The organism is Aeromonas ichthyocola (assembly GCF_046087985.1).
Taxonomy (GTDB): domain Bacteria; phylum Pseudomonadota; class Gammaproteobacteria; order Enterobacterales; family Aeromonadaceae; genus Aeromonas; species Aeromonas rivipollensis.
On record NZ_JBJSWH010000001.1, the window covers coordinates 490980 to 512226 of the forward strand.

Sequence of the window (21247 nt, forward strand, 5' to 3'; positions counted from 1 at the left end):
TCTCCCTCTCGACTCGATAGCGGCCACCGACGGCCTTGCTGCCCATGCTGTGGCGACACGCCCCTCAGCCCTCTCCCACCAGGCTCACCGCCTTGATGTAGGCGTAGAGGCGCTGCCCAGGCACCAGCGCCAGCCGTTTCGCGGAGCGGCTGGTGATCCGGGCCAGCAGTATCTGCTGCCCCAGCGCCAACTGCAACAGGGTTTGCCCCGGCCTCACCTCCCTCACCTCGAGCAGTCGGGTCGCGAGGCAGTTGGAGAGGCTGGAGTGTGTGATGGGGGCGGTGGCGATCACCAGATCCCGCCCCGCCACCTTGATCTGCAACTCCCCTGTCTCGTCAGGGGCATGCTCCATGGTGACCATCAGGCTCTGATCCCCCAGTTGCAGGGTCGCCATCTGCTCCTCGTCGTCGTAGTGGGCCAGGGTCGCAGTCAGCATGACGCCGGCATCGTCGCGACTGGCGAGGGAGAGGTCGGTGCGGGCGAAGATCTCGCTCGGCCTGCCCTGCGCCTCCAGCCTGCCGTCAGCCAGCAGCACCAGCTGATCGCACAGCAGGCTCACCTCCTCCATGGCGTGGCTCACGAAGATCATGGGGATGCCGCTTTCGCGCTGCAACCCCTTGAGCACATGGGCCTGATGGATGCGGCTGCGGCTGTCCAGCGCCGAGAAGGGCTCATCGAGCAGCAGCAGATCGGGCTCCGCCAGCAGGGCCCGCCCCAATGCCACCCGCTGGCGCTGGCCGCCGGAGAGGGCGTGGGCGGGCTGCCCCAGCAGATCGGCAAAACCGAGCCGCATCGCCAGCGCCTCGGGCTGCCAGCGCCCTCGCCCCTTGCCCGCCGCCAGCTGCAGGTTGCCGAGCACGCTCAGATGGGGGAAGAGGCGGGAGTCCTGGAACACAAGACCGATGCGGCGCGCCTCCGGCAGCAAGGCCGCCAGATCCCGCCCCTGCCAGTGCAGGACGTCCGAGGGGGCGCGGTCCAGCCCGGCGATGATGCGCAGCAAGGTGCTCTTGCCACAGCCTGAGGGGCCAAAGAGGCCGAGAATGCCGCCAAGGGGCAGCGCCAAATCGAGGGTAAATCGCCGAATCGCGCGGGCATGGAGGTTCAGGGCATGGCGGTGCGGCACGCACGGTTGGCCTTGAGGTGCAGGTTCATCCGAACACCTCCGCTGTCGGCGCTGCAACACCCCATAGACCAGCACCAGCATCACCAGTGAGAAGCCCATCAGGCCCCCTGCCAAGTAGTGGGCATGTTGATAATCCATGGCTTCCACGTGATCAAAGAGGGCGATGGAGAGCACCTGGGTCTCCCCCGGGATGTTGCCGCCAATCATCAGCACCACACCAAACTCCCCCAGGGTATGGGCAAAGCCCAGCGCCGCCGCCATCACGAAGCTCGGCAGCGTCATCGGCAAGATGATCTGAAAGAAGCGCTCGAGGGGCCCCAGCCCCAGGGTGGCGGCGGCCTCGAGCTCCTTGTTGCCCATGTTGACGAAGGCGGAGGTGAGGGGCTGCACCACGAAGGGGAGCGAATAGAGGATGGAGGCAAACAGCAGGCCGAGGAAGCTGAAGGCCAGGGTCGTCCCGAAGGTCTCCCGCCACCAGGCGCCGAGGCCATACTCCGGCGAGAAGGCGAGCAGCAGATAGAAGCCGAGCACGGTCGGCGGCAACACCAGGGGCAGCGCCACCAGCGCCTCCACCAGCGGCCGCAGCCGGTTCTGACTGCGCGACAGCCACCAGGCCAGCGGCGGCGCCAGCAGCAGCAAAATCGCTGTGGTGCAGGCCGCCAGCTTCAGGGTGAGCCAGACCGCCAGCAGATCCCCTTCACTCATTGCCGACCTCCCGGTTGATAAATGCCCCCAACAGCATGGTATCTATCCTTATTGCAAAGAGTGGCCGACCCGAAGGCCGACCACTCAGGGTATCGCATCAGGCCCATCCCCTTATTGGGGCAGGCATAACCAGTTGCCTTGATCTGCTGCCTGACCCGGCCCCTTGAGCCAGGCCACCAGCGCCTCGACCGCGGCTCCCTTTCTTCAATACCAGCCCCTGCTGTTCGATGGGGGGATAGAAGTCAGCCGGCACGGCCCAGGCTTCGCCAGTCTTGCCCGCTTCCACCAGATTGGCCCAGGCGACAAAGCCCAGCTCGGCATTGCCGGTGTCGACAAATTGCCAGGTCTGGCCGATGTTGGCGCCGGTCAGCAACCGGTACTGCTTGGGATCGATCTTGAGATGGGTGAGGGTCGCCATGGCGGCAGCACCATAGGGGGCGGTCGGGCATTGGCGATGGCGAGGTTGCCCTTCCAATTGCGCAGGGTCGCCTCGTCAGGGGCAGGCCCCCCCTTCTTCCACAGCCCCAGCTGGCCGATGGCGTAGGTGAAGCGATCGCTCCCCTTGCCCTCTTTTTCCAGCTTCTCGGGGGTCGCCACATCGGCGGAGAGGAAGAGATCGAACGGGGCGCCGTGACTGATCTGGGTGTAGAGCACCCCGGTGGCGGCAGAGGAGATGGCGACGGTGTGGCCTGTCTTGGCGGTGAACTCCTTGCCGATACGCTCGATGGTTCCCTTGAAGTTGGCGGCCACGGCCACTTTCACTTCATCGGCCTGCACGGCACCGCTGTGCAAGGCGCCGGCGCAGACACCGGCGATGCAACAACACGGATAACAACTGTTTCATTCCCTTTCTCCTGATGGGGCTCCGCGTATCCGCGCCCCAAGCGGGGCCGTGGTTCCCGTTGAACCTGCGCCCCTCGTCATGAACAGGTCAGGCTTGCCAGCGGGCGGCGGCGGCGTCATCGCTCTGCTTCGCCTCGACCCAGCGTTGAACGCCCTCGGCGGTCAGCTCTTTTTTCCAGAAGGGTGCCCGGGTCTTCAAGAAATCCATGATGAAATGACAGGCATCAAAGGCGGCGTCGCGGTGGGCACTGCTCACCGCCACCAGCACGATCTGATCGCCAAGCCACAACTCGCCAATGCGATGAATAAGGGTGCACTCCTGCAACGGCCAGCGGCCACGGGCCTCTGTGACTATGTCCGTCAGCGCCTTCTCGGTCATGCCGGGGTAGTGCTCGAGGGCCAGCCCCTTCACCTCCTCCCCCTGATTGAAGTCACGCACCTTGCCGACGAAGGTGACAATAGCACCCGTGTCATGGCGGGTGGCGAGGCGCTCATATTCGTCCGCCAGCGAGAAATCCTCCCGCTGCACCAGAATGCGATCGGTCATGATTGCTCATCCTCAGCCTCCGGTCGTTACCGGCTCGCTCATCCTTAACCTCCGGTCACCGGGGAAGAAGGCGACCTCATCGCCATCATTGATGGGGGTATCGAGAGGCACCAGGGTCTGGTTGACCGCCACTAGCAGTTTGCCAGCCTCGAGCGCCAGCGCCCACTTGTCGCCGCGCTCACAGGCGCTGCGCAGTTGTTCGGCAGTGGCGTATAGTCGCATGGCAGGCTCAGCTCGTCGCAGGCCACCAGCTCTCTTACTTGCGCAAAAAACAGTACCTTGATCATGCCTTCTCTCCTGCCTGGGGGCCCAGCTGGAAGTGGCCGGACTTGCCGCCCTTCTTCTCCACCAACCGCAGCTGCTCTATCACCATGTCCTTCTGCACCGCCTTGCACATGTCGTAGATGGTCAGGGCCGCCACGGACGCCGCGGTGAGCGCCTCCATCTCCACCCCTGTCTTGCCCGAAAGCTTGCAGAGGGTGCGGATATGGACCCTATTGTGCTCGGGCTGGGCCTCGATCTCTACCTCCACCCGGGTCAGCGCCAGGGGATGGCAGAGGGGGATGAGATCGGCGGTCCTCTTGGCCGCCATGATGCCGGCGATGCGGGCGGTGGCGAACACGTCCCCCTTGTGGTGCTGACCGCCGAGGATCAGGGCCAGGGTCGCAGGGGCCATGGTCACGAAGGCCTCTGCGCGGGCTTCACGTTCTGTGACCTGCTTGTCGGTCACATCTACCATGTGGGCTTCGCCGCTCTGGTTGAGATGGGTCAGGTTGGGCTGGGTCTGCTTGGTATCGGTCTGGTTCATCACTTGCTCTCACAGGTGGGACACGAAGTTGCACGGCCTGGTGCGGGCGTCCAGCTGATCCCGGATGAGCTGCTCCCAGCCGAGCTGGCAGGCGCCGGTGGAGCCCGGCAGGCAGCAGATCAGGGTGCGATTGGCGAGCCCCGCCAGGGCGCGGCTCTGCATGGCCGAGCCTTTTATCTCGGCGAAGGAGAGCTGGCGGAACATCTCGCCAAAGCCCTGTACGGTGCGCTCGAACAGCACCCCCACAGCCTCCGGCACCCGGTTCTGTTCATTGAAGCCGGTGCCGCCGTTGATCAGCACCACCTGCACCGCCTCGTCGACGATCCACTGGCTCACCTGGGCCCGGATCCGGAACAGGTTGTCGGCGCACAGGGCCCGATCCGCGAGCTGATGGCCCGCGTCGATAAGGGCCGAGACCAGATAGTCGCCCGAGCTGTCATCGGCGGCAGTGCGGCTGTCGGAAACCGTCAGCACGGCGATCTTGAGGGGAATAAATGCGTTGTGTTTCTGTCCCATCGGGCAGCTCCTTGTGGCAATGGGCCGTCAACGAGGCAGGAAGAGAAGGGGTATGAGAGGCCAGCTGTCAGGGCGCAAAAACTGACGCAGACAGGAGTGGACCAACTTGCTCAAGCGTGTGACGGCGGGCTGATTCTATCAAAGGTTTCACGAGATATGGGATTTAAAAGACACACAAATCTGATGCTTGTCCCATCGACAATATGAATTCATTCGCGACAAGGTTCGATTGCCAGGGCAATGGCCGCCCCGTTGCAGGCCGGGCAAACCCGGCCTGTGCGCTTTGCCGTCCTCCATCTATCAAGAAATCTTCGATGAAATCGCAGGATGGTTCCTCTATACCGACAGCACCCACCTCAAAGCCAACCCTTTCACCCCGGTCATGTCGGGCAGCTGGTGAGCAATCCCCTTGTGACAGTCGATACAGGTAGCTTTCACCACTGGCCAGATTGGTAGAGTGCATCTTGGCGGCACGCTGCCCCTGCAGGGCATGGGAGAAGTCCATGTACTCGAAGTTGTGGCAGTTGCGGCACTCGCGCGAATCCGTGTCCTTCATCCGCTGCCACTCCCGCTCCGCCATCTCCCGGCGGTGGGATTCAAACTTCTCGCGGGTATCCACCTTGCCGGTCAGCATGCCCCACAGCTCCTTGGAGGCCTGCACCTTGCGAATGATCTTGTAGGTCCATTCGTGGGGCACGTGGCAGTCCGGGCAGCTGGCACGCACCCCGGAGCGGTTCGCATAGTGGATAGTGTCGCGGTACTCCACGAAGACGTTGTCCTTCATCTCGTGGCAACCGGTGCAGAACTTCTCGGTGTTGGAGGCTTCCATGGCGGTGTTGAAACCGCCCCAGAAGATGACGCCGCCGAAGAAGCCCATCAGCAGCAGCACCCAGAGGGCCGCTTTCGAGGGGGATTTGAAAGTGGTCCACAGACGCTGGATAAAGCCGGGTAATTTCATCTAGTTGGCTCCTCAGTTCAGCGCTTCAACTGGTTTAAACGTATTTTCCACCAGCGGCTTGGCATCCGCTTGCGGCACGTGGCACTGCAGGCAGAAGTAGCGACGGGGTGACACTTCGCCAAGGGTCATGCCGTCGCGGGTCTCGAAGTGCGTCGGGCTGATCTTGGGGGCCTTCATCTTGCTGGCGTTCTTGAAGCTGTGGCAGGCCAGGCACTTGTTGACCTTGTTGTCCACCTCGTAGTTGCGGGTATCGTGGGGGATCAGCGGCGGTTGATGCATGTACTGGCGATCATAGAGATCCCCATCCTTGCGATAGTTCTTCATGGGGGCCGCATCTGCCTCCGTGACCAGATCCGTACTCCCCCGCTCCGACTTGATCCCCCCCGTGCTGTTGGTGATCTCGGGGGTGGCTGCCATCAAGGAGCCCGCCATCAGGCAGGCCAGCATTGCTCCAATCAGCTTTTTCATTATTTGTTCTCCGACGTTTTCTCTGCCTTGACGGCAAAACCTGTAGTGATTTCGAAAACTTGCTCCGCGCAGACATCGATGCAACGGCCGCAGTTGGTACACTCCTGAGCCACAATCAAGGGCCCGTGACCGCGCCTGGCCCCGTGAACCGGGCCGCGCAGGATGGGACGCTCCGGGCAGACCGCATAACAATCCATGCAGTTGCTGCACCGCTCACGCCCCCTGGCAGAAATCTTGATAAACCCGACCCGGTTGACCAGGGCATAGAAGGCCCCCACCGGACAGAGATGACCACACCAGCCCCGCTCCACCACCAAGAGGTCGAACAGGAACAGGGCCACCAGCAGACCCCAGCCCGCCCCCATGCCAAACAGCAGGCCGCGCATGGCCAAAGAGACCGGATTGACCAGCTCCCACACCAGCACGCCCGTGATGGCGGGCGCCGCCAGCACCATGGCCAGCAGCCAGTAGCGGGTGTTGCGGTTGAACTGGCCGTTGCCCTTGAGTCCAAGCCGGGCCCTGACCCAGGCGGCGGCGTCCGTAATGAGGTTGACCGGGCAGACCCAGGAGCAGAACACCCGCCCCCCGACCAGCCAGTACCCCAGTAGCACCAGTGCAGCCCCGAGCCAGAGGGTGGTGATGGGCCAATGGCCCGCCGCCACCGACTGCAGCAGGGTCAGGGGATCGCTCAGCGGCGCCGTCTCCAGCAATAAAGAGCTGGAGAGGTTGCCCTTGAGGATCCAGACCCCCGCCAGCGGCCCCAGCAGGAAGAGCCCCAGCACGCCAAACTGGCTGAGGCGGCGCAGCAGCAGGAAGCGGTGGGCGCGCCACCAGCCCAGCCTGGCGCAGGCCTCGGCCCCCGGATAACGACTCATAGCCCCTCCGGTTTGCGGGTCGGCAGGGTGAGTCGCTCACCGATGAGGGACTTGCCCGCCTTGGCCTTCTCTTCCCAGCCGAGCCGGTAGTGATGACCGAGCTCCCCCTTGGCGAGCCCATGGGGCACCACCTTGATGGCCGCCGTCTCGAGCACGCAGGCATGCTCGCACTTGCCGCAGCCAGTACAGATGTCGCTGTGTACAGTGGGCAGGAACATGGCGTGCTTGCCGGTGCGCGGGTTGCGTTGCAGCTCCAGGGTGATCGCCTTGTCTATCAGGGGGCAGACCCGATAACAGACATCGCAGCGCAAGCCCAGATAGTTGAGGCAGGTCTCGTGATCGATGAGCACCGCCACCCCCATGCGTGCCTGATCGATGTCGGTCATCCCCTGATCCAGCGCCCCGCTCGGGCAGGCCGCCACGCAGGGGATGTCGTCACACATCTCGCAGGGGACGGCGCGCGCCTCGAAATAGGGGGTGCCCGTGGTCACGGGATCCAGCAGCCGGGCGAGCTTGAGGGTGTCGTAGGGACAGGCCAGGGCGCAGAGCCCGCAGCGCACGCAGGCACCGAGGAAGTCAGCCTCCCCCAGTGCCGCCGGCGGCCGCAGAGCCTGGGCGGGCACCGCCTGCGCCTGCTGGCGGGCCACAGTACCGAGCCCTGCCCCAAGCAGGCCCACGGAGCAGGCCCCCTTGGCAAGGTCGGCCAGGAACTGGCGACGGCTGCGACTCATCCCCCCGGCCCCGCCTTACGCCTTCATGACCTTGACGGCGCACTTCTTGTAATCCGTCTCTTTCGAGAGCGGATCCGTGGCGTCCAGGGTCAGCTTGTTGACCAGCTGGCTCGCATCGAAGAAGGGCATGAACACCAGGCCTTTGGGTGGGCGGTTGCGACCGCGGGTCTCGACGCGGGTCTTCACCTCGCCACGGCGGGAGGCGACGATCACCTCTTCGCCACGGCGCACGCCACGGGCCTTGGCATCTTCCGGGTGCATGAAGAGCACCGCATCCGGGAAAGCGCGATAGAGCTCGGGCACCCGACGGGTCATGGTGCCGGTGTGCCAGTGCTCCAGCACGCGGCCGGTGGAGAGCCACATGTCGTACTCTTTGTCCGGTGCCTCAGCGGCCGGCTCGTAAGGCAGTGCGAAGATCACCGCCTTGCCATCGGGTTTGCCGTAGAAACGCACCCCCTCCCCCGCCTTCACATAAGGGTCGAACCCTTCGCGATAGCGCCACAGGGTCTCTTTGCCGTCCACCACGGGCCAGCGCAGGCCGCGCGCCTCGTGGTACTGATCGAAGGGAGCCAGATCGTGACCGTGGCCACGACCGAAGGAGGCGTACTCCTCGAACAGCCCCTTCTGCACGTAGAAGCCGAAGTGGTCGGCCTCGTCGTTCAGCGCCCCCTTGCTCTGCTCTTTCGGGAACTGGTTGACCTGACCGTTGGCATAGAGCACCTCGAACAGTGTCTTGCCCTTCACTTCCGGCATCTTGGCGATAAGCTCGGCCGGCCACACCTCTTCCACGGTGAAGCGCTTGGCGAACTCCATCAGCTGCCACAAGTCGGACTTGGCCCCTTCTGGCGCCTTGACCTGCTGGTGCCAGAACTGGGTGCGGCGCTCGGCGTTGCCATAGGCCCCCTCTTTTTCCACCCACATGGCGGTGGGCAGGATAAGGTCAGCCGCTTGCGCCGTGACGGTCGGGTAAGGGTCGGAGACCACGATGAAGTTGGCCGGGTTGCGATAACCGGGCAACCCCTCCTCGTTCATGTTGGGACCGGCCTGCATGTTGTTGTTGCACATCACCCAGTAGGCGTTGAGCTTGCCGTCTTTGAGCATGCGGTTTTGCAGCACGGCGTGATAACCCACCTGCTCGGGAATGGTGCCTTCCGGCAGCTTCCAGATCTTCTCGGCAATGGCGCGGTGCGCAGGATCGGTGACCACCATGTCGGCGGGCAGGCGGTGGGCGAAGGTGCCCACTTCCCGCGCCGTGCCGCAGGCAGAGGGCTGGCCGGTCAGGGAGAAGGGACCGCTGCCCGGGGTGGAGATCTTGCCGGTCAGCAGGTGGATGTTGTAGCAGAGGTTGTTGGCCCAGACGCCACGGGTGTGCTGGTTGAAGCCCATGGTCCAGTAGGAGACTACCTTCTTGTCCGGATCGGCATAAAGCTGGGCCAGTTTTTCCAGCTTCTCCTTGGAGACGCCGGAGAGCTTGGATACGGAGTCGACGTCGTAATCCGCCACGAATTTCGCGAAGTCCTCGAAGCTCATGGGGGTTGAGTCACCGCTGTCCGGGTTCTTGGCCTTCTGCTGCAGCGGATTGGTCGGACGCAGGCCGTAGCCGATGTCGGTGACCCCCTTGCGGAACTGGGTGTGCTTGTTGACGAAGTCCCAGTTCACCTTGTCGTTCTGGATGATGTAGTTGGCGACGTAGTTGAGGATCGCCAAGTCGGTCTGGGGCGTGAACACCATGCCGTTGTCCGCCAGCTCGAAGCTGCGGTGCTCGAAGGTGGAGAGCACGTGCACCTGCACATCCGGATTGGAGAGGCGGCGATCGGACATCCGCGACCAGAGGATGGGGTGCATCTCGGCCATGTTGGAGCCCCAGAGCACGAAGGCGTCGGCCTGCTCGATGTCGTCGTAGCAGCCCATGGGCTCATCCATGCCGAAGGTGCGCATGAAACCGACCACGGCGGAGGCCATGCAGTGACGGGCGTTGGGATCCAGGTTGTTGGTGCGCAGGCCTGCCTTCATCAGCTTGGCGGCGGCATAGCCTTCCCACACTGTCCACTGGCCGGAGCCGAACATGCCGACCGCGGTCGGGCCCTTCTCCTTGAGGGTGGCCTTGAACTTCTCGGCCATGATGTCGAACGCCTGATCCCAGCTGATGGGGGCGAAGTCGCCATTCTTGTCGAACTTGCCATTGGTCATGCGCAGCATGGGCTGGGTCAGGCGATCTTCGCCGTACATGATCTTGGAGAGGAAGTAACCCTTGATGCAGTTGAGGCCACGGTTGACCGGCGCATCGGGATCGCCCTGGGTCGCCACGACACGGCCGGCCTGGGAACCCACCAGCACTGAGCAGCCGGTGCCGCAGAAGCGGCAGGGTGCCTTGTCCCAGGTGATGGCTGTCTTGTCGGTGCTGGTAATAAGGTTCGCCGCCAGGGTGGGGGCACTGACTCCGGCCACGGCAGCGGCTGCCGCCACCGCATTGGCCTTCATAAAGTCGCGTCGACTCAGCTTCATGACATATCCTCGCATTGCTTAATCACATCAATGACAGCCATTGTCACGAGCCGCGCTGGCTCAGCGTCATGGCGCTTTATTGCTTTCTTCAGGCATCGCGAACCTCGCGGCCCAGCCTAATGGCGCTATTCCCTGCCCTCGGCTTCGACTTCATCAAACTGGTGGTAGATCAGGGCGGCAGAGAGCACACCCGGCATGGCATTGATCGCATCGATGGCCGCCATGATGGGACGCTGGCTGGGCCCTTCCAGGGTCACCACCAGCTTGCCTTCGTCACTGACGGCATGGATCTCGGCACCGTCCAGAGCCGCAATCTGCTCTGCGAGCCGGTGGCGCAAGGGGGGCTGGGTCAGTACCACCAGGCTGGATACATGGAACTCTTCTCGGGTCATATGGTTGTTTTCCAACTTGCTCATCCCTTGCTTCATGTGGACGACCCCTGATGGGGGACGCCCACCCTGATACTGCCGACCGGACAATCCGCCACGCAGGCACCACAGCCATTGCACGACTCGGTATGGATGCTGGGGGTGGGTACTCGCCCCAGCTGAGGAGAAAAACGGATGGCCTGCTGCTCGCAGCTGTCCTGACAGCGCTGGCAGAAGACCTGGGCACTGGCCAGGCATCCGGCTTCGATGTGAGCCACATAGTCCCAGGGCGTCTGCGTCGTCGGCCTGAACACAGGCGCCTGGCAGGCGCTGACGCACTCGCCACAGAAGGTGCACTCGCCACGCTGGAAATCCACCGTCGGGAAGCCACCGTCCCCCTTGACCAGGATCTGTTCCGGGCAAGCCGTCAGGCAGTCGCCACACCGGGTGCAATCGGCCACGAAGTCGGCCCAGGAGACAGACCAGGGCAGCTGTACCTCGGGTCTGGGCGCACTCAGTCGTCCTCGAAACAGGCTGCGGCGTGACAGATTGACCCCATCAGGCATATCAATTCCTCTTCACAGGACAGAATTCGAGCGCGGAAGCAGTGACTGGTATTTTCAATACCGATTATAAGCGTGGGTGTATATTGCGACTCTCACAAGTCCAGCGATATACCACCAGGGAGATAAACAGGGGGGATTATTGCGCTGGATCAAACCCTTGGCGCAATAAGGCAGCAGAGGGGTAAGGTAAATTACCCCTATGTGAGGATTGCTTATTAATCGATGGCTATTTTGCTCTGACGGCGAGCTCTCAGCCGCCGATGGAGGCGAGATGGGGGGTCATGCCGGCATTGCCCTCGTGCAGACGATGGGTGGCGGCCTTGCCGGTGAGCGCCTGACGGATCCGCTGTTGCAGGGCCTCCTGCTGGCTGTCGTCACCGAGCAGATCCCGCAACTCCACCCCGTTGTCACCGAACAGACAGAGGTGCAACTTGCCCACGGAGGAGACCCGCAGCCGATTGCAACCGGCGCAGAAGTCTTTGCTGTAGGGCATGATGAGCCCCACTCCCCCCTGTGATTCGGGATGCATGAACACCTGGGCCGGGCCGTCGTCCACCGCGCGCAATTGCTGGATCCAGCCATTGCCAAGCAGTTGCTCCTTGATGAGCTCGCCGCTGGTGTGGTGGTCGCGAAACAGCTTGTCCATCTCCCCGGTCTGCATCAACTCGATGAAGCGCAGCTCAATGGGCTTGTGCCTGATCCAGGCCAGAAACTGATCCAGTTGCTGGTCGTTGAGCCCCTTGAGCAGCACCGCATTGATCTTCACCGACTTGAAGCCGGCGGCCAGTGCCGCCTCTATCCCCTCCATCACCTCCGCCAGCTTGTTTTCGCCGGTGATCTGGTGAAACTGGCGCGGATCCAGGCTGTCGACACTGACATTGAGGGCATTGAGCCCGGCATCGAACCACTCCTGGGCCCGCTCCTTCAAGCGATAGCCATTGGTGGTCATGGCCACCTTCTCGATGCCGGGGGTATTGGCCACCGTCTCTATGATGGCGGTGAAGTCACGGCGCAGGGAGGGTTCCCCCCCGGTCAGGCGCACCTTGCGGGTGCCCATGGCGGCGAAGCCAGAGACGATGCGGCGGATCTCCTCCAGGGAGAGAAACGACTTGCGCCCCTCCTTGTTCCCATCCGGGGGGCGATAACCGTCCGGCAAACAGTAGGTACAACGGAAATTGCACACGTCGGTAATCGACAGGCGCAAATAGTAAAAGCGACGGGAAAAACCATCTTCAAGTGGCAACATAAACACCTTTCCAAATACGGGAGGCCAGGGCATTTCTTTCCTGACCCTTTCAGCTCGAACGACGGCTGACGGCGTTTTCCCCCTATCTCAATGACTTAGGCAAAAACGCTCGGAGTTCATCTAGTTTTTCGATGCTAGCACAAGTTGGAGTACACTCCCATGCTACTTTGTGGGGTCTTTGTCTGATCTGAAGGAAGCCAATCGGCATGGGAAAGTGGTTCAAAGTACACTCGGTCAGCAGCGCCATCGGCCGCTCCATGGTGCTGATCCTGTTCATGGCCAGCCTGATCGCCGTGGTGGCCATGGTCACCCTTTTCTACTCGGTACCCGATGCCAAGGCGATCAACCTGTCGGGATCATTGCGGATGCAGGCCTATCGCATGGCCTACGAAATCGAAAAGGATCAGGCCGTCCTCGGCCGACTCGACCAGTTCGAGCAGACACTGCACGCCTCCGAGTTGCAGGAGACCCAACGCTGGATCACCCCCGCCTCCCTGCGCCGCACCTATGGCGAGGTGCTGCTGCAATGGCAGATGATGCGCGAGCACATCGAGAACGCCACCCCCAGCCGCTATACCGACAACACGGAACAGTTCGTCGCCGCCATCGATGACTTCGTCAACCAGATGCAGTATCACGTGGAGTTCAAGGTGCGCATGCTGGCCCTGGCGGAAGGGCTGGGCTTGCTCTCCATCATCACCATCGCCTGGTTCACGGTGCGCTTCACCCGCCAGCAGGTAGTGGCCCCCCTCAATCAGCTGGTCCATTGCGCCCGCCAGATCCAGCGCCAGGAGTTCGACCTGACCCTGCCCCCCCACTGCGAAAACGAATTGGGGGAACTGTCCGGTGCCTTCGCCACCATGGCGGACGAGCTCGGCAAGCTCTATCGGGAGCTGGAGAGCAAGGTGGAAGAGAAAACCGCCAAGCTGCAGCAGGCCAACGACACCCTCTCCTTCCTCTATTCCACCGCCCAGAAGCTGCACGCGGCGCCGCTGAGCCGGCGCACCCTGCAAAAATTGCTGGAGCGGGCCGCCGCCCACCAGCACATAGACCATATCCGGCTGACCCGCTTCGAGCACAATGCCATGCCGGTCTACATCACGGGGCGCAAGGGCTGGCCCGGTGATCTGGAGGCCGTGGTGAGCTTCTATCTGCAGATGGATGATGAGGAGTACGGCCGGCTCGACATGATAAGCGAACACCCCATAGACGAGCGGCTGATGAAGAACTTCTCCATGTTGCTGGCCCAGGTGCTGCACAAGGATCAGACCCTGCTGCAACACCAGCGCCTGCTCTTGATGGAGGAGCGGGCCGTCATCGCCCGCGAGCTGCACGACTCGCTGGCGCAGGCGCTCTCCTACCTCAAGATCCAGTCCACCCTGCTCAAGCGTTCCGTCGCCAAGGGGGATAATGGCAAGGCCGAGGCCGCCATGCAGCAGATCGACGAGGGGCTCAGCAATGCCTATACCCAGTTGCGCGAGCTGCTCGGCACCTTCCGCCTCAGCATCGGCGATGCCAACCTCGGCGAAGCCATAGGTGTCATGCTGGAGCAGCTCAAGCCCCAGACCCGGGCCGAGATCAGGCTCCAATACGGACTGACCGATACGGATCTCGAGGCAGGGCAACACATTCACATCCTGCAGTTGATCCGTGAGGCAGTGCTCAATGCCATCAAACATGCCTGCGCCCAGCGCATTGACGTTAGCTGTGAGACCCTGGCTGATGGTAACATCCAGGTTCAGATTGCAGATGATGGTGTCGGAATAGGGGGCGCAAGCTCGGCGGTGAATCACTACGGTCTCAGCATCATGAACGAGCGTGCCAGCAAGTTGCACGGTCAGTTGACCATCAGTGAACCACCCTCCGGGGGCACCCGTGTACACCTGACCTTTCCCACCAGCCTAACAAGAGACGCCTGATGGACGAGATGAAATATAGTGTTCTGGTCGTAGATGACCATCCCCTGATGCGCAAAGGCATTGTGCAACTGCTGGAGCTGGAAGATAACATCGAAGTGATAGGCGAGGCTTCTAACGGCACTGACGCCGTGGCCATGGCCAAGGAGTCTGAGCCGGACCTCATCCTGCTCGATCTCAACATGAAGGGCTTGTCCGGCCTCGATACCCTCAAGGCCCTGCGCGCCGAAGAGGTCACCTCCCGGGTCGTGATCCTGACCGTCTCCGACGCCCGCCAGGACGTGGTTGCCCTGCTCAAGGCCGGCGCCGATGGCTACCTGCTCAAGGACACCGAGCCCGACATGCTGCTGGGCCAGCTGGCCGATGTCATGACCGGCAAGCAGATCCTGAGCGAGCCGCTGCGCCCCTACCTCGAGAACATCTACGAGCTGGATCACCTGCAGCAGAAGCTGGAAAGCCTGACCCGCCGCGAGATGCAGATCATGCGCGAGATTGCCAAGGGTCTCTCCAACAAGCAGGTCGCCTCAGTGCTCCACATCTCGGAAGGCACCGTCAAGGTACACGTCAAGAGCCTGCTGAAAAAGCTCGAGGCCCAGAGCCGGGTGGAAGCCGCCGTCATGTACCTGGAGCAGCGCAACTAAGCTCCCGTTACAGGCCCCATCTCATGCCAGCCAAGGCCCCGCCACCCCGGGGCCTTTTGCTGGCAGCCTCCCTCCCCCGCCTCACAAAACGTCACCGTCCCCCGCATCTTATTGAGCAAATGAATTATTATATTCAGGAGACAGCACATGGAGGGCGCACGACATGACATCCGAACAGATCGAGCTGGTGCAAAGGGCCTGGGGCAAGGTCACCGCACTGAACAACACCTATGTCCAGGAGGTATATGCAGAGCTGTTCCGACTGTCGCCGGAATTGATCAACCTCTTTCCCGATCCTGCGGGAATGCCGGTCGCCAAGGTGTCGGATACCCTGAACACAGTGATCACCAGCCTGGAGCAGCTGGATGCCTTGGGCTTCATCATCCGGGATCTCGGCAGGCGGCATCAAAAATTCAAGGTGCAGTCACACCAGTTCGCCCTGTTGAAACAGGCATTGACCCTGGTGCTGGCACGTCGGTTGGGGGAGCATTTCACGCCAGCGCTCTCTGATGCCTGGTCACAGATGTACGACGAGATAGCCGCCCTGATGCTGGAAGGGCTCAGTCAGCCCACCGAATCCGTCGCCTAGCCGCCTCTGCCATCACGCCCGAGAAATCCTGCCGCTTAAGATGGACAGCAGATACCCATTTTGCAGGGGGATCATTTGCAATATGCGAACTCTGCCCCATTCTGCAGGTGGGGCATGTACGAGCCCCTACAAGGCCACCTGAATCCCCTTCTGAGCTGTCCCGTCCCTGCCATTCAATCAAATCTTAATAGCTTGATTACTAATGGATATTTAAATTATCGGTCTCATTTTCCTGCCGTACCTCCCTTTTCCCCGAGCTCTGGCACAGTCACTGCATTGTCATATCCAGATGCAACTTATCGGAGGATGGAACATGAAACTTCAACACCTGGCACTGTTCCCCTTGCCCTCACACATATTACCGGGCGGGAAACTCCCCTTGCGCCTGTTCGAGCCTCGCCACCTGCAGATGCTCAAGGAGTCCTTCGTCGATGATCGGGGCTTTGGCATCGTTATGGAAGAGACCACCAGCACGGGCACCTGCGGACGCATACTGCCGGTCGGCACTCGTGTCAAAGTGACTGATTTCTATACCCTCAACGATGGCCTGCTCGGGGTCACAGTGCTCGGTCTGGAACGTTTCTGCATCCATGAAATGGAAACGGATGGCTCCGGATTGCGTCACGCTCAGGTGGAAACCCTGCCCAACTGGCCGAGCGCGCACTCGGACTTCAGCGACAAGCAGCTGGTCAGCAGATTGCAGGAGGTCTTTGAACAATATCCGGAACTGGATGAGCTCTACCCGGACAAGCAGTTCGACGACGCGGCCTGGCTCTGCCAGCGCTGGCTCGAGATCCTGCCCATGCCGATCTATGAGAAACAGATGTTGATTGCCAAACAAAACAGTGAAGCGGCGCGCCAGTTCCTGCGCCGACTGATCGCACAGTGAGTCAAGAAGTGGTTTGCAAAATGCGAAAATAACGACTGACAATTCTTACAATGAAACAAGACATTTGCATTTTGCAACCAGCAGCCACCATATAAAACAGATAACACAGCTGCAAGCCGCAATAACAGGTCATGAAAAGTTGGCACGACTTTTTCATATAAGACCGTACAACCCGATTTATCCCGTGCTCTCTTCAGTATTTGCTGAAGAATTGGTCAACCCACCAGGTTGACCATTTTTTTTACCCAAAATCGGGCTAGGGGAGCCGGCAATGGCGCAGCAAACAGCTGCGCAGCCGGGCCAGGCTGATGGGCTTGGCCAGAAAATCGTTCATCCCCTGGGCCAGACAACGGGCCCTATCCTCCGTCATGGCATTGGCCGTCAGCGCCACTATGGGAACCTCGCATCCCATGGCTCGCAGACGACGGGTGGCCTCCAGCCCATCCATCTGCGGCATCCGCATATCCATCAGGATGAGATCCGGTCGCCGCTCGCCGACCTGTGCCAGCGCCTCCAGGCCATTGCTTGCCAGTCTCACTCGGCACACCAGTTTTTGCAGCATGAGTGACACCACCAGCTGATTGACCGGGCTGTCCTCCACCACCAGCACATCCAGATCCAGCATGGGGACCCCCTCGATGGCAGGGTTGGTCGACGCGACGCAAGGTGAGGCCATCCCGGGCAGCTCGAACCAGAAGCAACTGCCCTGCCCAGGGGCGCTCTGCAGGCGGATGTCGCCCCCCATAAGTTGCACCAGCCGCCGGCAGATGGCAAGCCCTAGCCCGGAGCCGGAGAAGCGACGGGTGGCCGAGCTGTCGACCTGATAGAACGGCTCGAACAGCAGCGCCTGATCCTCGGGGGATATGCCAATCCCGGTGTCGCTGACCGACACCCTCAGCCGTTCATCCTGCCACGCCAGCGCGAGCCGCACGCTACCGGCGGCGGTAAATTTCACCGCGTTGCCGAGCAGGTTGCCGATCACCTGGGACAGGCGAACGGCATCCCCCTGCAGCTGGGACGGCACCTCCTCATCCAGCTGCCAGTGCAGTGCTATGCCCTTGGCGCTGGCCTGCGCCTGCAGCGGCTCCACCAGGGCCCGGCACAGCTCGGCGGGTTGAAAGGGTTCGCAGTGCAGGGCCAGGGTATGGGATTCAATCTTCGAGAAGTCGAGCACATCGTCGATGATAGTCTGCAGCAGATGGGCAGAGTGAGTGGCGTGGCCGAGCAGGGTCTGTTGCGGGGTCTCGAGCCGGCCATGTTGCAGCAGATCCAGCATCCCCAGCACCGCATTCATGGGGGAGCGGATCTCGTGGGTCATCATGGCCAGGAACTGGGACTTGGCGCGGTTGGCACTCTCGGCCTCATCCCGCGCCCGCGCCAGCTCCTGCTCGCGGCGGATCTGGCTGCCAATCTCCCGCGCCGTGCCCCTATAACCGATGAAGGCGCCGCTGGCGTCATGGCAGGGCTCGGCATTGATCTCCATCCAGCAGGGGCCGCTCGCCAACGTCACCTGGGCGCGCATCGCCCGCACCGGCAGATGGCGCGCTATCTGGTGCTGATACCTGCACCAGGTGGGATCCTCTTTATCGTGGGCAAAGTCATAGAGGCTGCGCCCCGCCTGGCGGACAAGCGCCTCCCCCTGATAGCCGGGGGCAGAGACATAGCTCAGCCTGTGCTCGGGATCCGTCTCCCAGAACCAGTCGGACGCCATGGCGGCAAAGCTGCGAAAGCGTTGCTCGCTGGCCTGCAAGGCGAGGGTCTTGAGGTCGACCTGCTCCTGCAGGCGGGCTCTATAGGCAATGTTGACCAGCGCCTGGGAGATGAGCGGGCGACACCGCTGCATCGCCGCCTTGCTCTGGAGATCGAAGGTGCCCGCGGCACTGTGCCGGCAGATGAGCACCCCGGAGAAGCCCGGCGCCTGCAAGCCCGTCATCATGACGCTGGCCCAGCCCGCCGCCCCTGCCAGGGAGGCCAGCTCGGGCAACTGGGCCGGATCATAGATGACCAGGGTTTCACCTGCGATGGCCCGGGAGAAGAGCGGCGTCAGCGGCCAGGTGCGGCCGACCTCCCCGGGTTGGGTGCTCAGATGGGTGGTGCCGCGCGTGCTCTCCCAGGCGACAACGTCAGCCTGTTCGAAGCCGATGAAGGGCTTGAGCGCCAGAATGAGGCTGTCCAGCACCTGCTCCAGGCTCTTGGCCTGTGCCAGCGTCGCCACGCCGCACAACAGAGCCTGTGACTCCTGGCGATATCTGGCCTCCCGCTCCCGGCAACGCATCAGCTCCACCAGCGTGGTTTGCAGCTTGTCGCCCAGGGTTTCGAGTTCGCTATTGCCTATCATCTTGTGTCCAGCACCTTGTCAGTTCTCGAGGAAGATTACGCTCGATACCATGAGGTTGCCATGCGCCAGCTCACCGTGGGGCAATCGCCCCTGCTCGCCAAAGGTGAATGGCGTGATAAAGGGGATCTCCCCCAGCCGTTGGCTGAAATGGCCGACGACATCGCTGAGCGAATCTCCCAGCGCCAGACGGCAGCCTGCGCAGAACACCACCAGAGCGCCTATGGGCTGCAGGTTCCCCGCCATGCCATATTCGGGTTCGATGCGCACCGCATTCAGGCTGCGCTGAAGCAGGCCCTCCTGACTGCTGTACATGAGTTGCAGCCGCTCCCCCAACCGGGTTTCGGTAAAGAGGCGCAACCCTTCCCGCTCGGTTACCGCCTCAGGATGGGAGAGCTTGTAGTAGGGCATCTCATCCAGGGTCCCGACCTGGCGGGCCAGCGGGGAGAGGGTCGTCTCCCGCAAAATGGGGCCCACAGGCCAGGGGAGCTGGCGCTCTGTCCAGCGGGCATAGACCCGGGCCGCAGGTTCATTGTCTATGGTCAGCACCTCGCGGCCATCCAGCGCGGTAATGGTGCCATGGCGCTCGGTGGGCACATAGCCGGAGTGGAACTGGAAGGCCAGCTGGCAATCGGGATAGAGCACAGCCACCACGCAGCCCTGGCGCCCCTCCCCCTCATCCCAGCACAGCTGCCACTCGCCGCTGACACTGTCGTCCGCCGCCGACCCGCCGACGACGGGAACCGTCGCCCCGAACTCGGCATCTATGCCCGCCAGCACCGCCTCTTCCTGCCCAGGGCTGGTGTGCAGCAGTATGAGTTGCGGCAACTCGCCGGGACGCCCGCCATCGGCGATGGCGCGGCGCAGCAACTGGCGCACATCCAGCTCGTCCCCTGCCTGACCGGCCACGCCGTAGGCCCCCTTGTCGTCATAGAGGGCCGCCACTGCCAGACTCCAGCCTAGCCGGCCATGATGGCCAGCCTGGGTCAGGATACCGCCACAAGAGCTGCAGCCAATGAGCCGGGTATGAGGGAAACGGGCCTTGAGCGCACGGCGCAGTACCGCGGCATCGTGTGCTTGGGTAAAATAGACCAGCAACAACGACGGGGAATGAGGTGATTGAGCGAGCAACCGTTCAACTATCTGTTGGGCGGCCAGCGGGGTCGTCTCGGCAAGAGAGTGAGCCGTCAGGAAGTTCAACACCATCTCCTAGTGGTATGTGATGCAGGGGCATCAAGCAAAAATCATACCTTTATCAAACAATTACCTGGCCAGGCGGGCTAAACTGATGCGCACTGGCCTCCCACAGGATGACTGCATGTGGCAGAAAAATATCAATGACTTCGACCGGGTCGTCGCCATCGGCGGTGGTCACGGCATGGGCCGGGTGCTCTCTTCCCTCTCGTTTCTAGGCACTCGGCTGACGGGCATAGTCACCACCACGGATGATGGCGGCTCCACCGGACGCCTGCGCAAGAGCCAGGAGTGCATCGCCTGGGGCGATCTGCGCAACTGCCTCAATCAGCTGGTGACCGAGCCCAGCATCGGCAGCCAGCTGTTCGAATACCGCTTCACGGGTCGCGGCGAGCTGGCGGGTCACAACCTCGGCAACCTGATGCTGCTGGCCCTCGACAACCTCTGTGTCCGTCCCCTGGATGCCATCCGGCTCATCAGCGACATGTTGCACATAGCGCCCAGCCTGCTACCTATGTCCGAGCACCCCACGGATCTGTGTGCCCACACCGTCTGTGGCGATCAGATCCTGGGGGAAGTCTCCATCGATCAGCTCACCACGCCGCCACGGGCCCTGAGCCTGAACCCGATCGTGCCCGCCACCCGCGAGGCGATCGACGCCCTGGGCCAGGCCGACATGATCATTCTGGGGCCCGGCAGCTTCCTCACCTCCATCATGCCGCCCCTGTTGCTGAGCGAGATCGCAGAAGCGATCCGCGGCAGCGGCGCCATCGTCGTCTTCATCAGCAATCTGGTGGCCGAAAACGGGCCGGCTGGCAAGCTGACCCTGTCCCATCAGCATCGCTGGCTGGAAGAGCGGATCGGCCAAGGGCGGATCGATGCCATCCTGGCCCCCGAAGGCCATGGGGCCCCGGAGCTGCAGCGCATTGCCTGATTCAGGCCAGTCTGGGTGAGGCGGCCCTGCCCCATCGCCACGATCGCCTCAAGCTTCGACAGGCGCTGGATGCGGTGATACTGAGCTGGTACGCAGAGCGTGACAAGGCGGGCTAATCCGCCAGTGCGATCTAGTGATACTTGGCCAGATGGGAGAACACCTGCGGCAGGGAGTGCTCGAGCTGCTCGAGCAGACGGCCGGCCTCCTCCGCATCTTCCCGGCGACAGGCGAGCTCCAGCGCCATCACCTGCCGATAGCTGGGCTCGGCACCGTAACTGCCACAAGAGGACTTCATGCTGTGGGCGAGGCGGGCCAGGGCGGTCCAGTCCCGCTGATCAAAGAGCGGCCTGAGCTGGGCAAGTTGCCCGCCCACCTCCTCGACAAACACCGAGATGACGACCGGCATCATGTCGTGACCTATGTCATCTGCCAGTTGTCTCAGCACTTTCTGATCCAGCCACTCCATCTTCTCTTCCCTATGATGGTATTC

18 protein-coding genes, 5 pseudogenes and 1 riboswitch are annotated in these 21247 nt (G+C 62.3%); of the genes and pseudogenes, 5 read left to right on the forward strand and 18 right to left on the reverse strand.

Annotation, left to right across the window (positions count from 1 at the left end; all coding sequences use genetic code 11):
* Positions 1–64: 64 nt before the first annotated feature.
* The 15 genes and pseudogenes from modC to moaA all read right to left on the reverse strand — a co-directional run bounded on the left by modC (position 65) and on the right by moaA (position 12259).
* Positions 65–1105 (reverse strand): molybdenum ABC transporter ATP-binding protein, encoded by a 1041-nt coding sequence (gene modC, locus ACF2JD_RS02230; protein ID WP_440986877.1) that lies wholly within the window; start codon positions 1103–1105, stop codon positions 65–67.
* 54 nt (positions 1106–1159) lie between these two features.
* A pseudogene (gene modB / locus ACF2JD_RS02235) lies at positions 1160–1828 on the reverse strand (molybdate ABC transporter permease subunit); the annotation flags it as partial.
* Between the two features lie 116 nt (positions 1829–1944).
* Positions 1945–2644: pseudogene (gene modA, locus ACF2JD_RS02240) on the reverse strand (molybdate ABC transporter substrate-binding protein); the annotation flags it as partial.
* Positions 2645–2759: 115 nt separating this feature from the next.
* Positions 2760–3218 carry a molybdopterin synthase catalytic subunit MoaE gene (gene moaE / locus ACF2JD_RS02245; RefSeq protein ID WP_440986671.1) on the reverse strand — a complete coding sequence of 153 codons (459 nt, stop codon included), beginning with the start codon at positions 3216–3218 and terminating at the stop codon, positions 2760–2762.
* A 44-nt stretch (positions 3219–3262) separates the two neighbouring features.
* Positions 3263–3505 (reverse strand): annotated as a pseudogene (gene moaD, locus ACF2JD_RS02250) (molybdopterin synthase sulfur carrier subunit).
* Positions 3502–4026 (reverse strand): cyclic pyranopterin monophosphate synthase MoaC, encoded by a 525-nt coding sequence (gene moaC / locus ACF2JD_RS02255; protein ID WP_440986672.1) that lies wholly within the window; start codon positions 4024–4026, stop codon positions 3502–3504. Before moaC ends, moaD begins: the two are co-directional and overlap by 4 nt.
* Positions 4027–4035: 9 nt before the next feature.
* Positions 4036–4542, reverse strand: coding sequence for a molybdenum cofactor biosynthesis protein B (moaB, locus tag ACF2JD_RS02260; RefSeq protein ID WP_440986673.1), 507 nt, complete (start codon positions 4540–4542; stop codon positions 4036–4038).
* Positions 4543–4878: 336 nt separating this feature from the next.
* Positions 4879–5500: pseudogene (locus ACF2JD_RS02265) on the reverse strand (cytochrome c3 family protein).
* A gap of 12 nt (positions 5501–5512) precedes the next feature.
* Positions 5513–5968 (reverse strand): nitrate reductase cytochrome c-type subunit, encoded by a 456-nt coding sequence (locus ACF2JD_RS02270; protein ID WP_106887336.1) that lies wholly within the window; start codon positions 5966–5968, stop codon positions 5513–5515.
* Positions 5968–6843 carry a quinol dehydrogenase ferredoxin subunit NapH gene (napH, locus tag ACF2JD_RS02275; protein ID WP_163155913.1) on the reverse strand — a complete coding sequence of 292 codons (876 nt, stop codon included), beginning with the start codon at positions 6841–6843 and terminating at the stop codon, positions 5968–5970. Before napH ends, ACF2JD_RS02270 begins: the two co-directional genes overlap by 1 nt.
* Complete coding sequence (gene napG / locus ACF2JD_RS02280; protein WP_429100315.1) at positions 6840–7574, reverse strand: ferredoxin-type protein NapG; 735 nt, start codon at positions 7572–7574, stop codon at positions 6840–6842. Before napG ends, napH begins: the two co-directional genes overlap by 4 nt.
* A gap of 15 nt (positions 7575–7589) precedes the next feature.
* Entirely contained in the window at positions 7590–10079 is a 2490-nt protein-coding gene (gene napA / locus ACF2JD_RS02285; protein ID WP_440986674.1) for a nitrate reductase catalytic subunit NapA, read from the reverse strand.
* A gap of 125 nt (positions 10080–10204) precedes the next feature.
* Complete coding sequence (locus ACF2JD_RS02290) at positions 10205–10495, reverse strand: chaperone NapD (RefSeq protein WP_226989672.1); 291 nt, start codon at positions 10493–10495, stop codon at positions 10205–10207.
* 8 nt (positions 10496–10503) lie between these two features.
* Positions 10504–11013, reverse strand: coding sequence for a ferredoxin-type protein NapF (napF, locus tag ACF2JD_RS02295; protein WP_440986675.1), 510 nt, complete (start codon positions 11011–11013; stop codon positions 10504–10506).
* A 250-nt stretch (positions 11014–11263) separates the two neighbouring features.
* Positions 11264–12259 (reverse strand): GTP 3',8-cyclase MoaA, encoded by a 996-nt coding sequence (moaA, locus tag ACF2JD_RS02300; RefSeq protein WP_440986676.1) that lies wholly within the window; start codon positions 12257–12259, stop codon positions 11264–11266.
* A riboswitch (molybdenum cofactor riboswitch) is annotated at positions 12247–12386 on the reverse strand. (Overlaps the previous gene by 13 nt.)
* Positions 12387–12465: 79 nt before the next feature.
* Between moaA and narQ the strand changes: the two genes are divergently transcribed.
* The 4 genes from narQ (at position 12466) to ACF2JD_RS02320 (ending at position 16294) form a co-directional block, all read left to right on the forward strand.
* Positions 12466–14178, forward strand: coding sequence for a nitrate/nitrite two-component system sensor histidine kinase NarQ (narQ, locus tag ACF2JD_RS02305; protein ID WP_106887342.1), 1713 nt, complete (start codon positions 12466–12468; stop codon positions 14176–14178).
* A complete protein-coding gene (narL, locus tag ACF2JD_RS02310) occupies positions 14178–14816 on the forward strand; it encodes a two-component system response regulator NarL (RefSeq protein ID WP_005325544.1) in 639 nt (212 codons plus the stop codon). Before narQ ends, narL begins: the two co-directional genes overlap by 1 nt.
* Positions 14817–14979: 163 nt before the next feature.
* Entirely contained in the window at positions 14980–15405 is a 426-nt protein-coding gene (locus ACF2JD_RS02315; RefSeq protein ID WP_440986677.1) for a globin domain-containing protein, read from the forward strand.
* A gap of 313 nt (positions 15406–15718) precedes the next feature.
* Positions 15719–16294, forward strand: coding sequence for an LON peptidase substrate-binding domain-containing protein (locus ACF2JD_RS02320; protein WP_111913686.1), 576 nt, complete (start codon positions 15719–15721; stop codon positions 16292–16294).
* A gap of 256 nt (positions 16295–16550) precedes the next feature.
* Here ACF2JD_RS02320 and ACF2JD_RS02325 read toward each other — a convergent pair whose 3' ends face one another.
* Positions 16551–18632 carry an ATP-binding protein gene (locus ACF2JD_RS02325; protein WP_440986678.1) on the reverse strand — a complete coding sequence of 694 codons (2082 nt, stop codon included), beginning with the start codon at positions 18630–18632 and terminating at the stop codon, positions 16551–16553.
* A gap of 18 nt (positions 18633–18650) precedes the next feature.
* Complete coding sequence (locus ACF2JD_RS02330; protein WP_440986679.1) at positions 18651–19835, reverse strand: FIST N-terminal domain-containing protein; 1185 nt, start codon at positions 19833–19835, stop codon at positions 18651–18653.
* Positions 19836–19947: 112 nt separating this feature from the next.
* On the opposite strand from ACF2JD_RS02330, the pseudogene ACF2JD_RS02335 reads away from it, so the two are divergent.
* Positions 19948–20873, forward strand: a pseudogene (locus ACF2JD_RS02335) (gluconeogenesis factor YvcK family protein).
* A 14-nt stretch (positions 20874–20887) separates the two neighbouring features.
* On the opposite strand, the gene ACF2JD_RS02340 reads toward ACF2JD_RS02335, so the two are convergent.
* Positions 20888–21223, reverse strand: coding sequence for an Hpt domain-containing protein (locus ACF2JD_RS02340; RefSeq protein WP_106887347.1), 336 nt, complete (start codon positions 21221–21223; stop codon positions 20888–20890).
* Between the last annotated feature and the right edge of the window lie 24 nt (positions 21224–21247).

Coding starts and splice junctions, on each gene's coding strand:
- ACF2JD_RS02320 (WP_111913686.1), top strand. CDS start 15,719: ATGAAACTTCAACACCTGGCACTGTTCCCCTTGCCCTCACACATATTA.
- moaB (WP_440986673.1), bottom strand. CDS start 4,542: ATGGGACAGAAACACAACGCATTTATTCCCCTCAAGATCGCCGTGCTG.
- ACF2JD_RS02340 (WP_106887347.1), bottom strand. CDS start 21,223: ATGGAGTGGCTGGATCAGAAAGTGCTGAGACAACTGGCAGATGACATA.
- ACF2JD_RS02290 (WP_226989672.1), bottom strand. CDS start 10,495: ATGAGCAAGTTGGAAAACAACCATATGACCCGAGAAGAGTTCCATGTA.
- ACF2JD_RS02330 (WP_440986679.1), bottom strand. CDS start 19,835: ATGGTGTTGAACTTCCTGACGGCTCACTCTCTTGCCGAGACGACCCCG.
- ACF2JD_RS02325 (WP_440986678.1), bottom strand. CDS start 18,632: ATGATAGGCAATAGCGAACTCGAAACCCTGGGCGACAAGCTGCAAACC.
- moaA (WP_440986676.1), bottom strand. CDS start 12,259: ATGTTGCCACTTGAAGATGGTTTTTCCCGTCGCTTTTACTATTTGCGC.
- napA (WP_440986674.1), bottom strand. CDS start 10,079: ATGAAGCTGAGTCGACGCGACTTTATGAAGGCCAATGCGGTGGCGGCA.
- napG (WP_429100315.1), bottom strand. CDS start 7,574: ATGAGTCGCAGCCGTCGCCAGTTCCTGGCCGACCTTGCCAAGGGGGCC.
- ACF2JD_RS02270 (WP_106887336.1), bottom strand. CDS start 5,968: ATGAAAAAGCTGATTGGAGCAATGCTGGCCTGCCTGATGGCGGGCTCC.
- moaC (WP_440986672.1), bottom strand. CDS start 4,026: ATGAACCAGACCGATACCAAGCAGACCCAGCCCAACCTGACCCATCTC.
- ACF2JD_RS02315 (WP_440986677.1), top strand. CDS start 14,980: ATGACATCCGAACAGATCGAGCTGGTGCAAAGGGCCTGGGGCAAGGTC.
- narL (WP_005325544.1), top strand. CDS start 14,178: ATGGACGAGATGAAATATAGTGTTCTGGTCGTAGATGACCATCCCCTG.
- narQ (WP_106887342.1), top strand. CDS start 12,466: ATGGGAAAGTGGTTCAAAGTACACTCGGTCAGCAGCGCCATCGGCCGC.
- napF (WP_440986675.1), bottom strand. CDS start 11,013: ATGCCTGATGGGGTCAATCTGTCACGCCGCAGCCTGTTTCGAGGACGA.
- moaE (WP_440986671.1), bottom strand. CDS start 3,218: ATGACCGATCGCATTCTGGTGCAGCGGGAGGATTTCTCGCTGGCGGAC.
- napH (WP_163155913.1), bottom strand. CDS start 6,843: ATGAGTCGTTATCCGGGGGCCGAGGCCTGCGCCAGGCTGGGCTGGTGG.